The following is a 19,206-nucleotide window of genomic DNA, read 5'->3' on the forward strand; positions in this document are numbered from 1 at the left end:
GCGAAACGCCCCGCGCGTGGCGTGCCGGTCAGGCGGCCAGGCGGCGCTCGATCGCGGCTTTGGTCTCCTCCAGCTCTTTCGGCAGGTGATGTTCGAGTTGCTTGAACAGTTCGGCGTGCAGTTCCAGCTCCTTGAGCCAAGCGGCCTTGTCAATGCTGGTCACGGTCTTGAACTGCTCGGCGCTGAAGTTCAGGCCGGTCCAGTTCATGTCTTCGTAGCGGGGGCTGACGCCGGTGATGTGCTCGACGCCCTGGCCCTTGCCTTCGATGCGGTCGATCATCCACTTCAGCACGCGCATGTTTTCGCCGTAGCCGGGCCAGACAAACTTGCCGTCTTCGCCTTTGCGGAACCAGTTGGCCGTGAATATCTTGGGCAGTTTGGCGCCGGAGGCTTCCAGTTTCTGGCCCACGTTAAGCCAGTGCTGGAAATAGTCGGCCATGTTGTAGCCGGCAAAAGCGATCATCGCGAACGGGTCGCGGCGCACCACGCCAACCTGGCCGGTGATGGCGGCGGTGGTTTCGGAGCCCATGGTGGCGGCCATGTACACGCCTTCCACCCAGTTGCGGCCTTCAGTGATCAGCGGCACGGTGTTGGAACGGCGGCCGCCAAAGATAAAGGCGTCAATCGGCACGCCGGCAGGGTCGTTCCAGGCCGGGTCCAGCGCCGGGTTGTTGGTGGCGGCCACGGTAAAGCGTGAATTGGGGTGGGCGGCCTTGGCGCCGGTTTCCTTGGCGATTTGCGGCGTCCAGTCCTTGCCTTGCCAGTCGATCAGGTGCGCCGGCAATGCCTTGCCGGGGGCGTCCTGCTCCATGCCTTCCCACCAGACGTCACCGTCGTCTGTCAGGCCGACGTTGGTGAAGATCACGTTTTTGTCCAGGCTGCGCAGGCAGTTGGGGTTGGTCAGCATGTTGGTGCCCGGCGCCACGCCGAAGTAGCCGGCTTCCGGGTTGATGGCGTAAAGGCGGCCGTCCGCACCCGGCTTGATCCACGCGATGTCGTCGCCGATGGTGGTGACCTTCCAGCCTTCAAAGCCTGCCGGCGGCACCAGCATCGAAAAATTGGTCTTGCCGCAGGCCGAGGGGAAGGCCGCCGCGACGTGGTATTTCTTGCCTTCAGGTGAGGTCACGCCCAGGATCAGCATGTGCTCGGCCAGCCAGCCCGGGTTGCCGGAGCCGTCTTGCGAAGCGGCGCGGCCCATGTTGGAAGCGATGCGCAGCGCAAAACACTTCTTGCCCAGCAAGGCGTTGCCGCCATAGCCGGAGCCGTAAGACCAGATCTCGCGCGTCTCGGGGTAATGGACGATGTACTTGGTTTTGTTGCAAGGCCACTTCACATCTTGCTGGCCTTCGGCCAGCGGTGCGCCCACGGTGTGCACGCAGGGGACAAACTCGCCGTCGAGGCCGAGTACGTCAAACACGGCCTTGCCCATGCGCGTCATGATCTTCATGTTGACGGCCACGTAAGGGCTGTCGGACAGTTCAATGCCGATGTGCGCGATGGGCGAGCCGAGCGGGCCCATGCTGAAAGGCACCACGTACATGGTGCGGCCCTTCATGCAGCCGTTAAACAGGGGCTGCAGTGTGGTGCGCATTTCGGCGGGCGCCATCCAGTTGTTGGTCGGGCCGGCGTCTTCCTTTTTGGCTGAGCAGATGAAGGTGCGGTCTTCCACGCGCGCTACGTCAGTCGGGTCGGAGCAGGCCAGGAAGCTGTTTGGGCGCTTGGCTTCGTTGAGTTTTTTGAAGGTGCCGGCGTCGACCAGTTGCTGGCACAGGCGCTGGTATTCGGCGTCGCTGCCGTCGCACCAGTAAATGTTGTCGGGCTTGCACAAGGCCACCATGTCGGCAACCCATGCAATCAGTTTGGCATTCTTGACGTAGGGGGGCGTGTTGAGGTTAAGCCCTTGCATCGCGGGGTGGTTCATCGAAAAAACTCCAAAGTTAAAAAGCGTTATTTCGGGAAACGTCGCGCGGCAACCTCGACGGTTGCGCTGCTCAGACGTCTGCCGGAATAAGGCTTGGAAGCTTCCCTTTGCACAACAAACAGGTCCCGGTCGGCGGGCGGTGCGCAAGCTTCAAAAGTGCTGCGGCGCAATGACAAAAAGCGGCAGCGTGAGGCTGCTTTTCATCTTCCACGGATCGGCCAGTCAATTCATTTTAAGAAGATCGGCGCGAGTTACCTGTAAGTTACAGGCAAAAGTTATGCATAACCGGCATGAGGTTATGCATAGACTGCACCGGGGTTCCTGCAGTCATGACATCGGGGTGAAGAATGGCTGGACGGCCGTTTCGGCCCGCAGTTTCAGGCCGGTTCCTCGGTGAACAGGCTGAGGGGGCCGGGAAGTGGGCCGGGAAGAGAGTGGAGAAGAGGGCGCGGAGCCCCGGAAACAAAAAAGTCCGCAAGATGCGGACTTTCGGGGTGAGAGCGGGGGCTTTCAGGCCATGTAGATGGCGATAAACGCCAGCAGGAACATCAGCACGCCGCCCACCACGGGCAGAACAATGGGGATCAACGGAACGATCGCGTCGACGGCGTCCTGCTCCTGGGCGGGAGTGGCGCTGTCGTGGGCTGCATTGGTGGTGTGGCTGGCTGGACTGGACATGGGGGTGATTCCTGAAATGCTTGAGACTCTTCGCAGATTTTACCCGCATGAAGATGGTTACACGAAGATGCGGGCGACAAAGATGCCCGGCGCCTGGCTTGCGGTAACCTTTGCCATGCTTATTTGTGGAAGGAATGCATGAAATCCCCAGCCCATTTCGCGCCTCAGCGGCGGTTCCGTTTTTTTCCGGCCGGCGCTGCCTTGTCTGCCCTGGCCTTGCTGTCGGCGTGTGCTTCCAGCGGTCCCAACAGCGCCTCGGCAAAGCCCGTGCTCTATCCCAACGCCACCCTCAACCGGGTGGGCGACGCGCAAGGCCAGGCCGAGGCCAGCGCCTGCATGTCACGGGCCTCGGCCGCGGGGCTCAGCCCGTCGCAAAGCACCAACGAAGTCGGCCGGCGCGCCGGTGAAGGCGCAGCCGTCGGGGGTGTAGCTTCGGCGGTGGGGGCGCTGATCACCGGGCGCGGCGGCGAAGGCGTACTGCGTTCCGGCGCCGCGGGCGCCGCCGTGGGCGGCTCTGCGGGTGCGGTGTCGGGCGCGTTTCACAACGACAAACCCAACAGCACCTACCGCAGCTTTGTGCAGCGCTGCCTGAGTGAAAAGGGCTTTGAGGTGATTGGCTGGAATTAGGGCCTTAGCTTAGTGCTGCTCTGACGCCTCGAAGCCGGCCGCATTCAGCGCCGCCAGTACTTGCTGGATGTGGTCGCGCCCGCGGGTCTGGATCACCAGCTCGATCTCCACGTTCTGGGCCGACAGCATGGTGAAGGCGCGCTGGTGATGCACCTCATCGATATTGGCCCCCGCGTCGGCCACGGTGGCGGTGATCTTGGCTAAGGAGCCGGGAATGTCGCGCACGCTGACCTTGATGCGGGCCAGGCGCCCGGCGCGCACCATGCCGCGCTCAATGATGGCTGCCAGCAGCAGCGGGTCGATGTTGCCGCCGCACAGCACCAGGCCGATCTTTTTACCCGCAAAACGCTCCGGGTACTTCAGCAGCGCCGCCAGCCCGGCTGCTCCCGCGCCTTCCACCAGGGTTTTCTCAATTTCGAGCAGCATGACCATGGCTTGCTCGATATCTCCTTCTTCTACCAGCACCAGGTCGTCGACCAGTTTCGCGATGATGGCTTGTGGAATGACGCCCGGCGTTCCCACCGCAATGCCTTCGGCAATGGTGCTGGTGCCTTGCGGGTGTTGGGTGCCCTTGATGGCATTGACCATGCCGGGAAATCGTGAGGTCTGCACGCCGATGACTTCAATGCCGGGTTTGAGGGCTTTGGCCGCTGTGGCCATGCCGGCAATCAGGCCGCCGCCCCCTACGGCGATCACCAGCGTTTCCAGGTCGGGTACCGCGTGCAGCATCTCCAGCCCCACCGTGCCCTGGCCTGCGACGATGGCTTCGTCGTCGTAAGGGTGCACGAAGACCAGGCCCTCCCGCTCGGCCAGCGTCAGCGCGTGGGTACGGGATTCGTCCAGCGTGTCGCCGTGCAGCACTACTTCGGCGCCAAACCCCCGGGTGCGTTCGATCTTGACGCCCGGCGTGAAGCGCGGCATCACGATCACCGCCCGTATGCCCAGGCGCTGTGCGTGGTACGCGACGCCCTGGGCGTGGTTACCAGCGCTCATCGCGATCACGCCGCGGCGCCGTTCGTCGGCTGAGAGCTGGGCCAACTTGTTACAGGCGCCGCGCTCCTTGAAGGACGCCGTGTACTGCAGGTTTTCGAACTTCAGGTAGATCTGCGCGCCCGTCAGCTGCGAAAGCGTCTTGGACTCCACGCAGGGCGTATCGAGCAGGTGGCCCTGCAGGCGCTGGGCGGCTGTTTCTATATCTTTGAGACTGAGCATGGGAATTCCTCTGCGGGGCAATGCTGGGATTGTGCGGGATCATCTTTGCGCATCTTCGCAGGAGTTTCTGTGGTGCATTTCACACGTGGGGGTACAAGTAGCGTCTTCCATGATGCTTCAAGCTGCGTTATGGTGGAGTCTCATTGAACCAGGTCGCATCTGCGGTGCTCATAGCCAATGAGGCGACGGTCTCGAAGCAGGGTATCTCACAGGCATGTCTACCAACCGTGTAGTTGCAAAGGGAGGTTTGTCCATGAGCAAGCGTTCCGTTAGCGAGCAGCAGTGGCTGCTGTCCCCCGGGCTGAAAGAAGCGCCGGTGCTGGACCTGATGTGCTCGCATTTCGTGCTGACGCTGGCGGCAAGGCAAGGAGCCAAGTTCAATGTGCGCCGCGACCTCAACAGCCTGCTCTCGCTTTCGGGCCGGCATCTCGTGTGGCCGCTTCCGGCGGTGCAGCGGTTGCGCGAGTTTCTCGGCCGCCGCTGCAAGGACAACGAGTTCTGGCGCGGCCATGAAAGCCTGACCGACGCCGAGTTCATGGCGCGCCACGGCGCCTGGCGGGGCCCCTATGAAGAAGGCACGCTGTTCTTCTACCTCGACGAGCATGCGAAGGACCAACCAAAGGACTTGCTCTCCGTGCTGGCCGCCACCGGCGAATGGCTGACCCAGGCGCTCAAGAAACAATCCACGCTGGTCGAGAAAAACATCGATGCATTGGCAAACCTGCTGCAGCTCAACCGGGCCGAGCGTGCGCTGCTGCTCTACGGCACCCTGGCACGCTACCAGCGCGACCTGCGCTCCCTGCTGGTGGAGTTCAAGGTTAACAATGCGCCCGAGGCCTACGCCGCCATTGCCGACGTGGCGGGGGTGAAGGCGCCCGAGGTTGCCGAAGCCCTGCGCGCCGGCTCGCGGCTGGAACGCATCGGCATGGTCGAGAACCTGATTTCCGAGCACAACATCACCGACCTTGCGGACCTGATGAAGGTGAGTGAAAAACTGCCGCCGGTGCTGATGCGCGAATACCGCGACCAGAACGAGTTGATGGCGGTCTTCACACGGCCGGCCGCGCACAGCAGCCTGGGCCTGGCGGACTTCGCTTTTGTGCACGACGATGCCCAGGTGCTGGTGTCGCTGTTGCGCAATGCGGTGGCCGGCAAGGAGCAGGGCGTGAATGTGCTGCTTTACGGCCCGCCCGGCACCGGCAAGACAGAGCTGGCCAAGGTGGTGGCACAGGCCGCCGGCCTGGACCTGTTCGAAGTCGAATATGCCGACCGTGACGGCAACTCGCTCAGTGGCCGCGACCGCTACCGTTCGCTGCAAATCGCCCAGGTCTTCCTGAAGGGCAGCACGCACTCCGCCTTGCTGTTTGACGAAGTCGAAGATGTGTTTCCGCCGATTTCCAGCGAAGCCGCGCAGCTGATGGCGCGCTCCGAACAATTGCCCGTACCTGCCAGCGGATCGGTCAGCGGCAAGGCCTGGGTCAACCAGATCCTGGAATCCAACACCGTGCCCACCCTGTGGGTCACCAACCGCATCGAGCAGATCGACCCTGCTTTTCGCCGGCGCTTTGCCTACCACCTGGAACTCAGGTCGCCGCCGCCGGGTGCCCGTGAAGGCCTGGTACGCAAGACACTGGAAGGTGTTCAGGTCAGTGATGCCTTTGTGGCCAAGCTGACGGCCCGCAAGGGCCTGACGCCCGCGCAAATACGCACGGCTGTCCGGTTTGCGCGGCTGGCCAGCGCGCCTGAAGACGCGGTGGATGTGCAGGTGGACGCAGAAGGCATGCAGGCCATCCTGTCCGGCGGGCGGCCGCTGTTGATGGAGTCGCTGATCGAGCGCCAGCTCAAGAATGCCGATGTCGCGTTGGGCAACCGGGCGGAAACTTCCGGCCGGCGCAATGCGACCACCTACGACCTTTCCATGCTCAATGTCGAATCCCGGTTCGAGGTGCCGCGTATCGTCGAGGCACTGAAAAGCCGAAGCCACGGCAGCCTGTGCTTTTACGGCCCGCCGGGCACGGGAAAGACGGCATTGGCCGAACACATCGCCAAAGCACTGGATTTGCCGCTCATCATCAAGCAGGCCAGCGACCTGATGAGCAAGTATGTTGGTGAAACCGAGCAGAACATGGCAGCGATGTTCCGCGAAGCCGAAGCAGAAAAAGCCGTACTACTGCTGGATGAAGCGGACAGTTTCCTGCAGGACAGGCGCGGCGCCCAGCGCACCTACGAAGTGACCGAGGTCAACGAAATGCTGCAGGGCATGGAGCGCCATGCGGGCATCTTCATCTGCACCACCAACCTGCTCGAAAGCCTGGACCAGGCAGCGCTGCGGCGTTTCACCTTCAAGATCAGGTTCATGCCGCTGACCCATGCGCAGCGTGAGCAGATGTTTGTCACCGAAGCACTTGGAGGCGATGCCGACCGGCTTGCGGCCCCGCTGCGGGAGAGGCTCGGCAAACTGGTGCAGCTGTGCCCGGGTGATTTCGCGGCCGTGAAGCGGCAGGTGGATATTCTTGCGGCAGAGTTTTCCAGCGAGGAGTTTTTGGCCCAGCTGGAGGCAGAGCACCGCATCAAGCCCGAGGTACGCGAAGGGCGGGCCATGGGGTTCATGCAATAGGAACAGGCGCTGTTACAGACGCTCCGTCAGTGCCGGATTGCTATCAAAAGAATAGCTGCTTGCGCCCGTCAGTATTGGTCTGAGGCCTCATTTCTATACGCAAGCCAGGTTGGCTTCGTTTTTACGCCGCACATCCTCGCTGACCTTCAGCTGCGCCTGCCGCACGATACGGCCGCCCTCAATCCACAGCAATTGCCCGGGCTGCAGCTGCTGCCAGTTTTCATTGAGCGTCAGCGGTTGGGTAGCGACGACACACAACCGGTCTTCCTGGGCATTGGTCTGGGCAAAGTCGATGCTCAGGTCGGCGTCAACGAGCTTGGCGTGTGAAAACGGCCATTCCCGCACCAGGTAATACAGCCGCGTGGAGCAGTGCGCGAACAGCGCCTGGCCGTTGGAGAGCAGGTAGTTGAATACGCCGTATTCGCCCGTGCCTTCGCTCATGTTGCACAGGGTGTCAAACACGGTGTCCAGCGAGCAGGGCTCACGCGGGCTGATGGCCTTGAGTTTTTCCATCAGGGCGCAAAAGGCGCGTTCGCTGTCGGTGGTGCCGACGGACTGGTAGTTGCCGCCCAGGGCCGGAAAGTAGTTGATCAGGTCGCCGTTGTGGGCAAACAGCCAGTGGCGGCCCCAGAGCTCACGGGTGAACGGATGGCAGTTTTCCAGGCGCTGCGGATCGCCCTGCGTCGCCTTGCGGATATGGGACACGACATTGCAGGACTTGATGGCATAGCTCTTGAGCAGCTCGGCCACGGGTGAAGTGGCGGCAGGCTGGCTGTCCATAAAAATGCGGCAGGCCTTGTCTTCAAAAAAGCCGATGCCGAAGCCGTCGCCATGATGGTCCGTCAAGCCGCCGCGTGCGGCAAAACCCGTGAATGAAAAACGAAGGTCCGCGGGTTTGGCAGCATTCATTCCGAGGAGTTGGCACATCCTTCTAGTGTCCCAGAATCTTGGAGAGGAAATCCTTCGCCCGGTCGGTCTGCGGGTGGTTGAAGAAGTCCGTAGGCGTGTTCTGTTCAACAATCTGGCCCTGGTCCATGAAGATCACGCGGTCGGCTGCCGCCTTGGCAAAGCCCATTTCATGCGTCACGCAGAGCATGGTCATTCCCTGCTCGGCCAGCGAGATCATCACGTCCAGCACTTCCTTGATCATTTCAGGATCGAGCGCGGATGTCGGCTCGTCAAACAGCATGATTTTCGGCGTGAGGCACAGCGCACGCGCAATGGCTACCCGCTGCTGCTGGCCGCCCGACAGCTGCAGGGGATACTTTTGTGCCTGCTCCGCGATGCGCACGCGTTCGAGCTGATGCATGGCCCGCTCGGTCGCTTCCTTTTTGGACAGGCCCGCCACCCAGGTGGGCGACAGGGTCAGGTTTTCAAGCACGGTCAGGTGCGGGAACAGGTTGAACTGCTGGAACACCATGCCGACCTGCCGGCGCACGGCATCAATGGCCTTGATGTCGTCGCCGAGGACGGAGCCGGCCACGGTGAGCTTGCCTTCCTGGTAGTCCTCCAGGGCATTGATGCAGCGGATCATCGTGGATTTGCCCGAGCCGGACGGCCCGCAAATCACCAGGCGCTCGCCCTGCTGCACGTCCAGCTGCAAGTCGCGCAGCACATGGAAATTGTTGCCATACCATTTGTTGACTTTGTCAAAGCAGATGATGGGATCACTCATGTTGGTCCTTGTTTTTGTCAGCGGGCCTTGCCCACAGCCAGCCGCCGCTCTATCCAGAGGCTGTAGCGGGACATGGCGAAGCAGCAGGTAAAGTAAATCGCGGCGATAAAGATGTAAGCCTCAATCTTGAACGGCCGCCAGTTCGGATCGGAGCCGACCGCCAGCGACAGGGCCCCGGTGAGTTCATACAGCGACACGATGGTCACGAGGGAGGTGTCCTTGAACAGCGAAATGAAGTTGTTCATGATGCTGGGCACCACAGCGCCGAGGGCTTGCGGCAAAACGATCTTGATCTGCGTCTGCCAATAGCCCAGGCCCAGGCTGGCGGCTGCTTCGGTCTGGCCTTTCGAGAGGGACTGCAAACCACCCCGGACAATCTCCGCCATATAGGCCGCGGCAAACAGCGTGATGCCGACGATCACCCGGATCAGCACGTCGGGCGATTTGCCGATGGGCATGAACAGCGGAAACATGAAGCTGGCCATGAACAGCACGGAGATCAGCGGTACGCCACGAATCAGCTCGACGTAAATGACGCACAGGGTCTTGATGGCGGGCATGTTGGAGCGCCGCCCCAGCGCTACCGCCACCGCAATCGGGAAGGCAATCGTCATGGAGATCACCGTCAGCATCACGGTCAGCGGCAGGCCGCCCCACTGGTCGGTGGACACTTTGGATAGCCCGAACATGCCGCCGCTCATGAGCGTGAAGAACGCCGTCAGGACCACGACCCAGATCAATCCCAGCCAGGGTTTCCAGAACCAGCGGCTGCAGCTTGCGACCACCAGGCCCAGCAGCAAAAAGGTTGCCAGCTCCGGCCGCCAGTGCTCCGTCAGGGGGTAGCGGCCCAACAGGATGATGCGGGCTTTTTCGTTGATCACGCCCCAGCATGCGCCTATGCCGCGTGCGGCCTGGCAGGCATCCGCGTCGGCGGCGGTGACGGCGTTGAACACCGCCCAGCGAAGGGCCGACGATGTGGCCCACAGCAACAGGGCGATGACCCCGACCGACACCAGCGCATTGCCGACGCTGGAAAACAGGTTGTTGCGCAGCCAGGGGCCCGGGCCCTCCATCTTGATGGGGGCCGGGCGGGGCGCGACGGGAACAAAGGTCTGGTTCATGTCAGCGCTCCTTGATGGCGGCCCGGCTGTTGAACCAGTTCATCAGCGCCGAGGTGGCCAGCGATGTGGTGAGGTAGATCAGCATGATGATGGCAATGCACTCGACGGCGCGGCCGGTCTGGTTGAGCGAGGTGTTGGCAATCGACACAAGGTCGGGGTAGCCCACGGCAACGGCCAGCGACGAATTTTTGGTGAGATTCAGGTACTGGTTGGTCAGCGGCGGGATGATGACCCTCAGTGCCTGAGGCAACACCACCAGGCGCATGGAGTGGCCGCGCGAGAGCCCCAGCGATGCGCTGGCCTCGTGCTGGCCCAGTGAGACCGAGGCAATGCCGGCGCGGACCACCTCCGCCACAAAGGCCGAGGTGTAAAGCACCAGCCCGAGCAGCACCGCCAGGTATTCAGGCGACAGCGCGCCACCGCCCTCCACCTGGGTTTCCGTCAGTTTCGGCAGGTTCCATTCGGAAGGCGCACCACCGGCCAGCCAGCCCAGGAGCGCACCGGCCGCGACCAGCCCCAGCACCACCCACAACACGGGACGCGCATGGCCGGTCTGGTCAAAGTGGCGGCGTGCCCGGCGCGCGTAAACAAACCCCGCCACACCACCGGCCGCCATGCCGACGAGGGCCAGCGTCTGCCCGAGATGCCACACCGGAAAGGGGTAAGACAGGCCGTTCTTGCTGATATACACCAGGCTGCCGATATGCAGGGCCTGGTCAATGGCCGGCAGGTATTCCGTGAACAGCAGGTACCACATCAGCAACTGCAGCAGCACCGGGATATTGCGGAACATCTCGATATAGCCGTAGCACAGGCCGCGGATCAGGGCGTTTCGCGAAAAGCGCCCCACGCCCAGCAGGGTTCCCAGCACGGACGTGAGCACAATGCCCACCACGGCCACGCGCAGCGTGTTCACCAGCCCCACGAGAAAGGCTTTCCAGTAGGGGTCGATCGAGTCGTAATTCAGCCAGCCTTCCCCGATGTCAAAGCCGGCGGGCTGAAACAGAAAATCAAAGCCGCTCTGGATGCCGCGCGTCTTCATGTTGCTCATGGTGTTGCTCACGAGCAGCCACACGAGGAAGACGATCAGGCTGACGGCCAGGATCTGGTAGACAACGGCACGCGCCTGCTTGCTGCGCCAGGAAAAAACTCTGCGCCGCAGCGCCGGCGCCGGCCGCGCGGGAATCAGGGAATGCTCGGACATAAGGCGGTTACCCAAGTAAAACGGGCCGCTCGTCAACGGATGGTTGCGAGCGGCCCGTTGCGTTCAGCGCATCGGAAGGAGTCGTTCAGCGCACCGGCATGGCGTACATCTGGCCGCCCTTGTTCCATTGGTTGTTTTGGCCGCGTGGCAGTGCCAGGGGCGTTTTGGGGCCGACGTTGCGCTCGAAGATTTCGCCATAGTTGCCGACGGCCTTGACAGCGCGAACCAGCCATTCCTTGTCCAGGCCCAGCAGCTTGCCGGTGTCCTCGCCGCTACCGGTCAGGCGCATGACCACCGGGTCCTTGCTTTCCTTGGTCATGGCATCGACATTGGCCTGGGTCACGCCATATTCTTCCGCTTCGATCATGCCGTAGATCACCCATTTGACAATGGCGAACCATTCGTCGTCACCGCGGCGCACCATGGGGCCCAGTGGCTCCTTGGAGATCAGCTCCGGCAGGATCAGGTGGTCGGCCGGTACTTTGGCCTCCTTGTTGCGCACCGAGGCCAGGCCGGATGCATCCGTGGTGTAGGCCTGGCAACGGCCGGAGAAGTAGGCGGCGTTGACGGCTTCCTGCTTTTCAAACACGACAGGTTTCATGTTGAGGTTGTTGGCCTTGGAGAAGTCTGTCAGGTTTTTTTCCGTGGTGGTTCCGGACTGCACGCAGACGGTGGCGTTTTTCAGCTGCTTGGCGCTTTTGATCTTGCTTTTCACCGGGACCATGAAGCCCTGGCCGTCGTAGTAGGTGACGGCGGTCATGTGCAGGCCCAGAGAGGCGTCGCGCGTCAGCGAGAACGTGGTGTTGCGCGACAGGACATCAACCTCGCCGGACTGCAGGGCGGTAAAGCGCTGCTGGGCGTTCAGGGGAACCCACTTGATCTTGCTGGCGTCGCCCAGCACGCTGGCGGCGACGGCTTTGCAGACGTCCACGTCGAGCCCGGTCCAGGCGCCGTTGCTGTCGGCAGAGGAAAACCCCGCCAGCCCGACGTTCACGCCGCAGATGACCTGACCCCGTGCCTTGATGGCGTCCAGTGTCTTGCCGGCATGGGCAGGTGCCATGGCCGCAACAGTGAGGCCGGCCGCTGCAAGGGCGACAAGTCCATGTTTCTTTACGAGTTTGATCACAGGGATTCTCCAGTCAATAAGTAGGCGAACATCAGCACAAACCATGCCAATGGCGGATGCTAGCGTAAGTATTGCGGGCCTCTCTCAGGGCAAGCCCTTAGGGGGTCAGGACAGACCACAGCGAAAGACGCATAGCCTTATGCGGGAATTCGGCTGACAGGGAAACCCAATCATCCCCGGCACAATGGCCTTCTGACAGCTTGCCTGCACCGGTGATACCGCAGCCAGGCAAGTTCCGGGTGAGTCCATTGGTACGAATCTTGCGCCGCATTTCCGCAAGGCTGAATTTTTCTGCTCTGGCTTTTGTCGGGTTCTGATGGACTTTGCCGCGGACTTCTTCCCCCAATTCCGAGCGGCCTCCGTTGGAGTCTGCGGCCGGGCGAGGGGTTTCACGTCTTGATGCATGTTACGAAAGCTTAATAAACAATGGCTTTTCTTGAAGACTTGCGTGTGGCGCAGGAAGGCGCCTTGTCCCTGGGCTTCTGGGCGCTGCAGGTATACCGGCTGGGGCACCTGCGCTACCGCTTTCAGTCCAGGCTGGTGCGTTATCCGCTAGGCGCTGTGCACCTGGTGCTGGCCAAGCTGGCTGAAATGTTCTGCGGCGTCACGATCGGCGTCTCGGCCCAGATCGGGAGGCGCCTCGTCATAGAACATTCCGGCGCGATTGTGGTGCACGGCAAGGCCGTGATCGGGGACGACTGCATCATCCGCCAGGGCGTCACCATCGGCAACCAGCGTATCGACAGGCCGCTGGAGGCGCCGCACATCGGCAACCGCGTCAATATCGGCGCCGGCGCGAAGATCCTGGGGGCTGTACGGATCGGGGACGACGTCGACATTGGCGCCAACGCTGTGGTGATCACGGACGTTCCCGCCGGAGCCCTTGCCGTGGGTGTGCCGGCCCGCATTATTTTGAGGAGCCGTGACGATGCTTCCTGAAGCCAGCGAAACGCCTTGTACGGTCAGCATCGTCATCAAGGCCCTGAATGAAGAAAAGCGCATCGTGGCTGCGGTAGAAAGTGCGCTGGCGGCCGTCCAGATGGTCGGTGGCGAGGTGGTGTTGGCCGATTCCTGTTCCAGCGACCGCACCGTGGCGCTGGCGTCTGCCTATCCCATCCGTATCGTGCAGCTGGCACGTGCCGATGAACGCTGCTGCGGCATCGGCCCGCAGCTGGGGTACCAGCATTCACAGGGCGAATTTGTGTACATCCTGGACGGCGATATGGAAATGCTGCCAGCGTTTTTGCCGCAGGCGCTGGCCTTCATGCAGGCGCACCCCGACGTGGCCGGCGTGGGCGGGCAGGTCGTTGAAATGAATACCAGCAGCCTGGAATATGTCGCCCGGGTGGAGCGGGGTCTGGGCCACATGCAGGCGGGCATGGTGGACCGGCTGGACATGGGTGGCCTGTACCGCAGGGCTGCGGTGGAGCAGGCCGGGTATTTTTCAGACCGCAACCTGCACAGCTATGAAGAGTTTGACCTGGCGATGCGCCTGCATGCCCGGGGCTGGAAACTGTGGCGCCTGGGCACCGATTCCGTGCGACACCATGGCCACGATGCGCCTCCCTATCAGTTGCTGGTGCGGCGCTGGCGCAGCCGCTACATCTGCGGCCTGGGTGAAGTGCTGCGCGCGGCCTGGGGCGAGTCGCACCTGGGGCTGGTGCTGACGCGGGTGCGCGAATTGCGGCTGTATGTCGCCGTGCTGGCGTGGTGGGCAGTGTTGCTCGCCGTTCTGGTGGTTCCCATGCCGTGGACAGCGCGCATCGGGGCTTTCTCCTGTATTGCGGCGGTACCCGTCCTGCTGATGACATGGCGAAAGCGCAGCGCCACCAAGGCCGTGTTTTCGGTCGTGTCGTGGTGCTTTAACGCCGCCGGCCTGGTACGCGGGCTGTTGACACCGCAGCGCCCTGCGCGGGCCGCCATAGACAGCGTCGAAATCCGCGATACGTCTGGCGCAACTTAAGCGGCCAGGCGGACGGCACCGCACGGGAATCGGCCATCGGCTTGCGAGGGCCTAATCCGCCCCGGCGCAGACGCGCAGCACCTCGGCCCCGTAGGCCTCGAGTTTTTTGACGCCGATACCGCTGATGCCTTCGAGATCGGCAATGCCTTGCGGCGCGCGTTCCGCAATGGCTCGCAAGGTTGCGTCATGAAAGATCACGAAGGCCGGCAGGTTGTGTTCGCGGGCGACTTCGGCGCGCCAGGCTTTCAGGCGGGCCAGGCGCTCCAGCGCACCTGCGTTGAGCGATGCTTCGGCCATGCCTTTGGCGGAAGTCTTGGTACCTTTTTTGGCGCTGCCTTTGCGCCGCTCGCCAGTCCCGGCCGACTGCTCGCGCAGCATCACGCTGACTTCGCCTTTGAGCACCTGGCGTGCATCAGGCAACAGCTGCAGCGTGTTGAACGCATCGGGGTCGACCCGCACCATGCCCTTGGCGATCAATTGGCGTAACACGCCACGCCACTGCACTTCGGACAGGTCGGCGCCAATGCCGAAGGTGCTGAGCTTGTCGTGGCCGTACTGCAGCACTTTTTCAGTGGCTTTGCCGCGCAGGATGTCCATCAGGTGGCCGGCGCCGAAGCTGATGCCGCTGGCCTGCTGCACGCGGTAAATGCAGCTGAGCATCTTGCGTGCGGCTTCTGTCGCGTCCCATACCACCGGCGGCTGCAGGCAGTTGTCACAGTTACCGCAAGGCTGGCTGTCTTCGCCGAAGTAATGCAGCAGGCTGACACGCCGACAACGCGTGTCTTCAGCCAGCGTCAACAAGGCATCGAGCTTGCCGCGCATGACCTGCTTGAACTCTTCGCTGGCGGCTTCGCTGGTGTCTATCATGCGGCGCTGGTTCACCACATCCTGCAGGCCGTAAGTCATCCAGGCGTTGGCGGGCAAGCCGTCGCGGCCGGCGCGCCCTGTTTCCTGGTAATAGCCTTCGATGTTTTTCGGCATGTCCAGGTGGGCTACAAAACGCACGTCAGGTTTGTCGATGCCCATGCCGAAGGCAATCGTCGCGACCATCACCGTGCCTTCCTCGCGCAGGAAGCGGTCTTGCCGCTGCTGGCGCAGGGCACTGTCCAGGCCCGCGTGGTAGGCCATGGCCTTGAGGCCGGCGTCCTGCAAGGCCTCGGCAATTTCCTCCACGCGTTTGCGCGACTGGCAATACACAATGCCGGCTTCTCCGGCGTGTTCACTTTCAATGAAACGCAATAGCTGGCGCGTGGCGTCGGTTTTTTCGACGATGGTGTAGCGGATGTTCGGCCGGTCAAAGCTGCTGACGAATGCCCGCGCGTCTTCCAGCTTGAGCCGCTCAATCATGTCCTGCCGCGTCAGTGCATCCGCGGTTGCCGTCAGTGCAATACGCGGCACGTTCGGGAAGGTTTCGTGCAGCAGGCTCAAGGATCGGTATTCGGGCCGGAAGTCATGACCCCACTGGCTCACGCAATGCGCTTCGTCAATCGCAAACAGGCTGAGCAGGCCGCGTTCATGCAGCGAGCCGAGCAGTCCCTTCATGCGCGGCGTGTTGATGCGCTCGGGCGCGGCATAAAGCAGCGTCAGTTCATTGCGCAGCAATTGCTTTTCAAGCTGGCTGCTTTCTTCAAAGCTTTGTGTCGAGTTTAAAAATGCAGCGGACACCCCGGCCTCATGCAGGGCGCCCACCTGGTCATGCATCAGCGCAATCAGCGGCGAGATCACCACCGTGACCCCGTGACCGGCGTTTTGCCGCACGATGGCCGGGATCTGGTAGCACAGTGATTTGCCTCCGCCAGTGGGCATCAGCACCAGGGCATCGCCGCCGCGAACCACATGGTCCACGATGGCCTCCTGCGGCCCGCGGAAGCTGTCATAGCCAAAAACCCGGCTGAGCACGTCCAGTGGTGTCGATGAGGGCTGGGAAATGGGCAGTGAAGACAAGGTGTTAAGCCGGAAAGTCGAAACGATGAAGAGAAAATGCTATAAAAATAGTAGCTGCTTGCGCCGGTGAAATAAGGGCTGCAGGCCTGTTTAGTGCATGAATGATGGACAAAAAAACTACATCTGCTCCCAGGGCAAGCCATCAAACCGCCAACCGGAGAGCGTGGAACGTTGGAACTGTTCGTCGAGCTCACCTTCAAAGCCGTGCACCACATGCTGCACATCGGAAAAGCCGGCCGCTTCCAGTGCCTTGCCGGCGTCCAGCGTGCGCTTGCCGGATCGGCAAATCAGCAGCACCGGCTGCGCCTTGCCGGCAGCTTCGCGCGCCACCGCATCGGCAAACTTTTGCGGGTCCGGCTGCAGGTCGGGGTATTCGTACCACGGTACGTTGACCACGCCTGGCGGGCGGCCGACGTACAGCGACTCGATCTCCATGCGCACGTCCACAAACAGCGCGTCAGGGTGTGCCTGCAACCAGGTCCAGGCTTCTTTGGGTTGAAAGTTTTTCATAGTCGGGGCTGATAGTCTAAGCCCCCACGGTCGCTCACTTCGTGTAGCTCCCGAGGCCTTGCAGGCCGCGGCTCGCGAGACGCTTCGCCTCTGTCGCCCGTCCAAGCCTGCGCAGGCAGGCTTGGAGACGCGGGCTCCAGCCCCCTCGGGGGCCGCCCGCCTGTGGCCCGGCAAAGCCGGTTCCACGGCTTATGCTGGCTTGGAGCCTTATCCGACGCAGAATGCCCGGCTGAAAACAGGGGCGCTATCCGCGGGTCCGCTGGAAATGACGCAGCGCCTTAAAATCGGGGCATGAAGCCAATCATCTACACCCGCGGGCAGCAACTGCCGGCCATCCTGGAACAACGCATCGCCATTCTTGACGGTGCGATGGGCACCATGATCCAGCGCTTCAAGCTCAACGAGGCCCAGTACCGCGGCGAACGCTTCAAGGACTTCCACAAAGACGTGAAGGGCAACAACGAGTTGTTGAGCCTGACACGCCCCGACGTGATCCAGGACATCCATGAGGGCTACCTGGCTGCGGGCGCCGACATGATTGAAACCAATACCTTCGGCGCGACGACCGTGGCGCAGGCCGACTACGACATGGCCGGCCTGGCCGTCGAGATGAATTACGAGTCGGCCCGCATCGCCCGTGCCGCTTGCGACAAGTTTTCAACGCCCGACAAGCCGCGTTTTGTCGTCGGCGCCCTTGGACCTACGCCAAAGACGGCCAGCATCAGCCCCGACGTGAACGACCCGGGCGCGCGCAACACCAGTTTCGAGGAGTTGCGCAAGGCCTATTACGAACAGACGGAGGCACTGGTCAAGGGCGGCAGCGACGTGCTGCTGGTCGAAACCATCTTCGACACGCTCAACGCCAAGGCGGCGCTGTTTGCCATCGATGAGTACTTTGACAACTCCGGCGAGCGCCTGCCCCTGATCATCAGCGGCACCGTGACCGACGCTTCGGGCCGCATCCTGAGCGGGCAGACCGTGACGGCCTTCTGGCACAGCGTGCGCCATGCCGCACCACTGGCGGTCGGCCTCAACTGCGCACTGGGCGCCACCCTGATGCGCCCTTACATCCAGGAGCTGGCTCGCGTGGCGGGCGATACCTTCATCAGCTGCTACCCCAATGCCGGCCTGCCCAACCCCATGAGCGATACCGGCTTTGACGAAACGCCCGACGTGACGTCTCGCCTGCTGCGCGAGTTTGCCGAAGAAGGCCTTGTCAACATCGTGGGCGGTTGCTGCGGCACCACGCCGGATCACATAGGTGCCATCGCCCACGCGGTTGCGCCGGTTGCCAGCCGCTCCTTGCAGCGCGGCGCCTTCTACAAAGAGGCCGCCTGAGGGCAGCGCTGCCCCGCATCATTTCCGGGTGATGCCGGTCGGGTGGCTGAAAAAAGCCGCTTTCCCGACCCCAACGTATGTGTAATTAATAAGTATGCATACGAGATGGCGTGTCCGGTCATATCCCGAAAAGTCATATTTCGCGGCTATAGTCAGGCCCCTTTGCCGAACCCTGTTTTCATTCTCCGGCGCTGCGCCTTGCAGCGTTGATGGTTCGGCAAAACAACGCAACACAACACAACCAAGGAAATCATGAAGGTGGGTTTATTCATCAAGGCCGCAGCGGCATTCATATTGGCGATGACGGCTTTCGCAGGCCATGCGCAACTGTCGCCCCAAAAACCGGTGACGATCGTCGTGCCCTATCCAGCCGGCGGCCCGCTGGACAACGCTGCGCGCATCCTGGCCGAGAAGCTGCGTCCCCTGCTCAAAACCGAAGTCACGGTTGACAACCGGCCGGGGTCCGGCGGAAACGTGGGTGCGGCCCTCGTCGCCAAGGCGCCTGCAGACGGCCATACGCTGGTGATGGGGGCGGTGGCCACCCATGCCATCAACCCATGGCTCTACCCGAACATGCCCTACGACGCATTGAAGGACTTCACGCCCATCACGTTGGTGGCGCGGGTGCCGAACGTGCTGGTCATGAATGCCGAAACGGCCAGGCGGCTGAAAATCAAGGACACCAAGGACCTGATTGCCTACGCACGCAAGAATCCCGGCCGGCTGAACTATGCCTCCGGCGGCAATGGAAGCGCCGGCCACCTCGCGGGCGAGCTGTTTAAAAGCCTGGCCAAGATCAGCGTGGTGCACCTGCCTTCCAGCGGCTCGGCCCAGGCGCAGGCTGGCCTGCTGTCCGGCCAGACCGACCTGATGTTCGACAACCTGGCCTCTGCCAGCGCCAACATCAAGTCGGGCAAGCTGGTCGCTTTTGGCGTGACCACCATCAACCGCTCCAGCAGCTTCACGGAAATTCCGACCATCAATGACGTGTTGCCCGGCTTTCACATCAGCACCTGGTTCGGCATCTTTGGCCCGGCCAACCTTCCCAAAGCCACGGCAGACCAGCTTCAGCGGGCATTCGCCGACGCGCTCAACACGCCCGATACCGCGGAAAAGTTTGCACGCATGAGCGCTACCCCCAGCCCCATGAGCTCTGCCGACTTTGCCTACATGGTGATGAAAGAGCACGCCGACTATGGACGCCTGATCAAGGTCGCCAAAATCAAGCTCGACTAAATCGAAAGGGCGGCCAGCCTGCCGCCATCCCCGC

16 protein-coding genes are annotated in these 19,206 nt (G+C 62.2%); 6 read left to right on the forward strand and 10 right to left on the reverse strand.

The genetic code is table 11. The annotated features are described in order from the left end of the window. Window positions 1-28: 28 nt before the first annotated feature. Together AC1D1J_RS16485 and AC1D1J_RS16490 are read right to left on the reverse strand one after the other, a co-directional pair. On the reverse strand, window positions 29-1,921 hold the full coding sequence (locus tag AC1D1J_RS16485; RefSeq protein WP_477687703.1) for a phosphoenolpyruvate carboxykinase (GTP): 1,893 nt from the start codon (window positions 1,919-1,921) through the stop codon (window positions 29-31). Between the two features lie 510 nt (window positions 1,922-2,431). Next, window positions 2,432-2,599, reverse strand: a complete 168-nt coding sequence (locus AC1D1J_RS16490; protein ID WP_164483721.1) for a hypothetical protein — start codon at window positions 2,597-2,599, stop codon at window positions 2,432-2,434. A 138-nt stretch (window positions 2,600-2,737) separates the two neighbouring features. On the opposite strand from AC1D1J_RS16490, the gene AC1D1J_RS16495 reads away from it, so the two are divergent. After that, complete coding sequence (locus AC1D1J_RS16495) at window positions 2,738-3,226, forward strand: glycine zipper family protein (protein ID WP_477687704.1); 489 nt, start codon at window positions 2,738-2,740, stop codon at window positions 3,224-3,226. 9 nt (window positions 3,227-3,235) lie between these two features. Here AC1D1J_RS16495 and AC1D1J_RS16500 read toward each other — a convergent pair whose 3' ends face one another. Further along, window positions 3,236-4,438 (reverse strand): threonine ammonia-lyase, encoded by a 1,203-nt coding sequence (locus AC1D1J_RS16500; protein ID WP_477687705.1) that lies wholly within the window; start codon window positions 4,436-4,438, stop codon window positions 3,236-3,238. Between the two features lie 253 nt (window positions 4,439-4,691). Between AC1D1J_RS16500 and AC1D1J_RS16505 the strand changes: the two genes are divergently transcribed. Further along, a complete protein-coding gene (locus AC1D1J_RS16505; protein WP_477687706.1) occupies window positions 4,692-7,055 on the forward strand; it encodes an ATP-binding protein in 2,364 nt (787 codons plus the stop codon). Between the two features lie 93 nt (window positions 7,056-7,148). On the opposite strand, the gene AC1D1J_RS16510 is transcribed toward AC1D1J_RS16505, so the two are convergent. From AC1D1J_RS16510 to AC1D1J_RS16530, 5 genes are all read right to left on the reverse strand, one after another. Beyond that, complete coding sequence (locus AC1D1J_RS16510) at window positions 7,149-7,982, reverse strand: class II glutamine amidotransferase (protein WP_477687707.1); 834 nt, start codon at window positions 7,980-7,982, stop codon at window positions 7,149-7,151. A gap of 4 nt (window positions 7,983-7,986) precedes the next feature. After that, entirely contained in the window at window positions 7,987-8,730 is a 744-nt protein-coding gene (locus tag AC1D1J_RS16515) for an amino acid ABC transporter ATP-binding protein (protein ID WP_477695263.1), read from the reverse strand. 17 nt (window positions 8,731-8,747) lie between these two features. Then, window positions 8,748-9,851 (reverse strand): amino acid ABC transporter permease, encoded by a 1,104-nt coding sequence (locus AC1D1J_RS16520; protein WP_477695264.1) that lies wholly within the window; start codon window positions 9,849-9,851, stop codon window positions 8,748-8,750. Between the two features lies 1 nt (window position 9,852). Next, a complete protein-coding gene (locus AC1D1J_RS16525; RefSeq protein ID WP_477670310.1) occupies window positions 9,853-11,055 on the reverse strand; it encodes an amino acid ABC transporter permease in 1,203 nt (400 codons plus the stop codon). A gap of 85 nt (window positions 11,056-11,140) precedes the next feature. Then, a complete protein-coding gene (locus AC1D1J_RS16530) occupies window positions 11,141-12,115 on the reverse strand; it encodes an amino acid ABC transporter substrate-binding protein (protein ID WP_477687795.1) in 975 nt (324 codons plus the stop codon). A gap of 492 nt (window positions 12,116-12,607) precedes the next feature. On the opposite strand from AC1D1J_RS16530, the gene AC1D1J_RS16535 reads away from it, so the two are divergent. Together AC1D1J_RS16535 and AC1D1J_RS16540 are read left to right on the forward strand one after the other, a co-directional pair. Then, window positions 12,608-13,120: a serine O-acetyltransferase gene (locus tag AC1D1J_RS16535; RefSeq protein WP_477695265.1), complete on the forward strand. Its 513-nt coding sequence runs from the start codon at window positions 12,608-12,610 to the stop codon at window positions 13,118-13,120. After that, entirely contained in the window at window positions 13,110-14,144 is a 1,035-nt protein-coding gene (locus AC1D1J_RS16540; RefSeq protein ID WP_477695266.1) for a glycosyltransferase family 2 protein, read from the forward strand. Before AC1D1J_RS16535 ends, AC1D1J_RS16540 begins: the two co-directional genes overlap by 11 nt. Before the next feature lie 51 nt (window positions 14,145-14,195). Here AC1D1J_RS16540 and recQ read toward each other — a convergent pair whose 3' ends face one another. Together recQ and AC1D1J_RS16550 are read right to left on the reverse strand one after the other, a co-directional pair. After that, window positions 14,196-16,088 (reverse strand): DNA helicase RecQ, encoded by a 1,893-nt coding sequence (gene recQ, locus AC1D1J_RS16545; RefSeq protein WP_477695267.1) that lies wholly within the window; start codon window positions 16,086-16,088, stop codon window positions 14,196-14,198. Window positions 16,089-16,205: 117 nt separating this feature from the next. Beyond that, window positions 16,206-16,598, reverse strand: a complete 393-nt coding sequence (locus AC1D1J_RS16550; RefSeq protein WP_457281761.1) for a rhodanese-like domain-containing protein — start codon at window positions 16,596-16,598, stop codon at window positions 16,206-16,208. A gap of 291 nt (window positions 16,599-16,889) precedes the next feature. On the opposite strand from AC1D1J_RS16550, the gene AC1D1J_RS16555 reads away from it, so the two are divergent. Then, window positions 16,890-17,936 carry a homocysteine S-methyltransferase family protein gene (locus tag AC1D1J_RS16555; protein ID WP_477687712.1) on the forward strand — a complete coding sequence of 349 codons (1,047 nt, stop codon included), beginning with the start codon at window positions 16,890-16,892 and terminating at the stop codon, window positions 17,934-17,936. Between the two features lie 252 nt (window positions 17,937-18,188). Beyond that, the gene (locus AC1D1J_RS16560) at window positions 18,189-19,172 is read left to right on the forward strand and encodes a Bug family tripartite tricarboxylate transporter substrate binding protein (RefSeq protein ID WP_477687713.1); all 984 of its coding nucleotides are present in this window, start codon (window positions 18,189-18,191) and stop codon (window positions 19,170-19,172) included. The last annotated feature ends 34 nt before the right edge of the window (window positions 19,173-19,206 follow it).

It is taken from the genome of Polaromonas sp. P1_F8 (assembly GCF_056405635.1).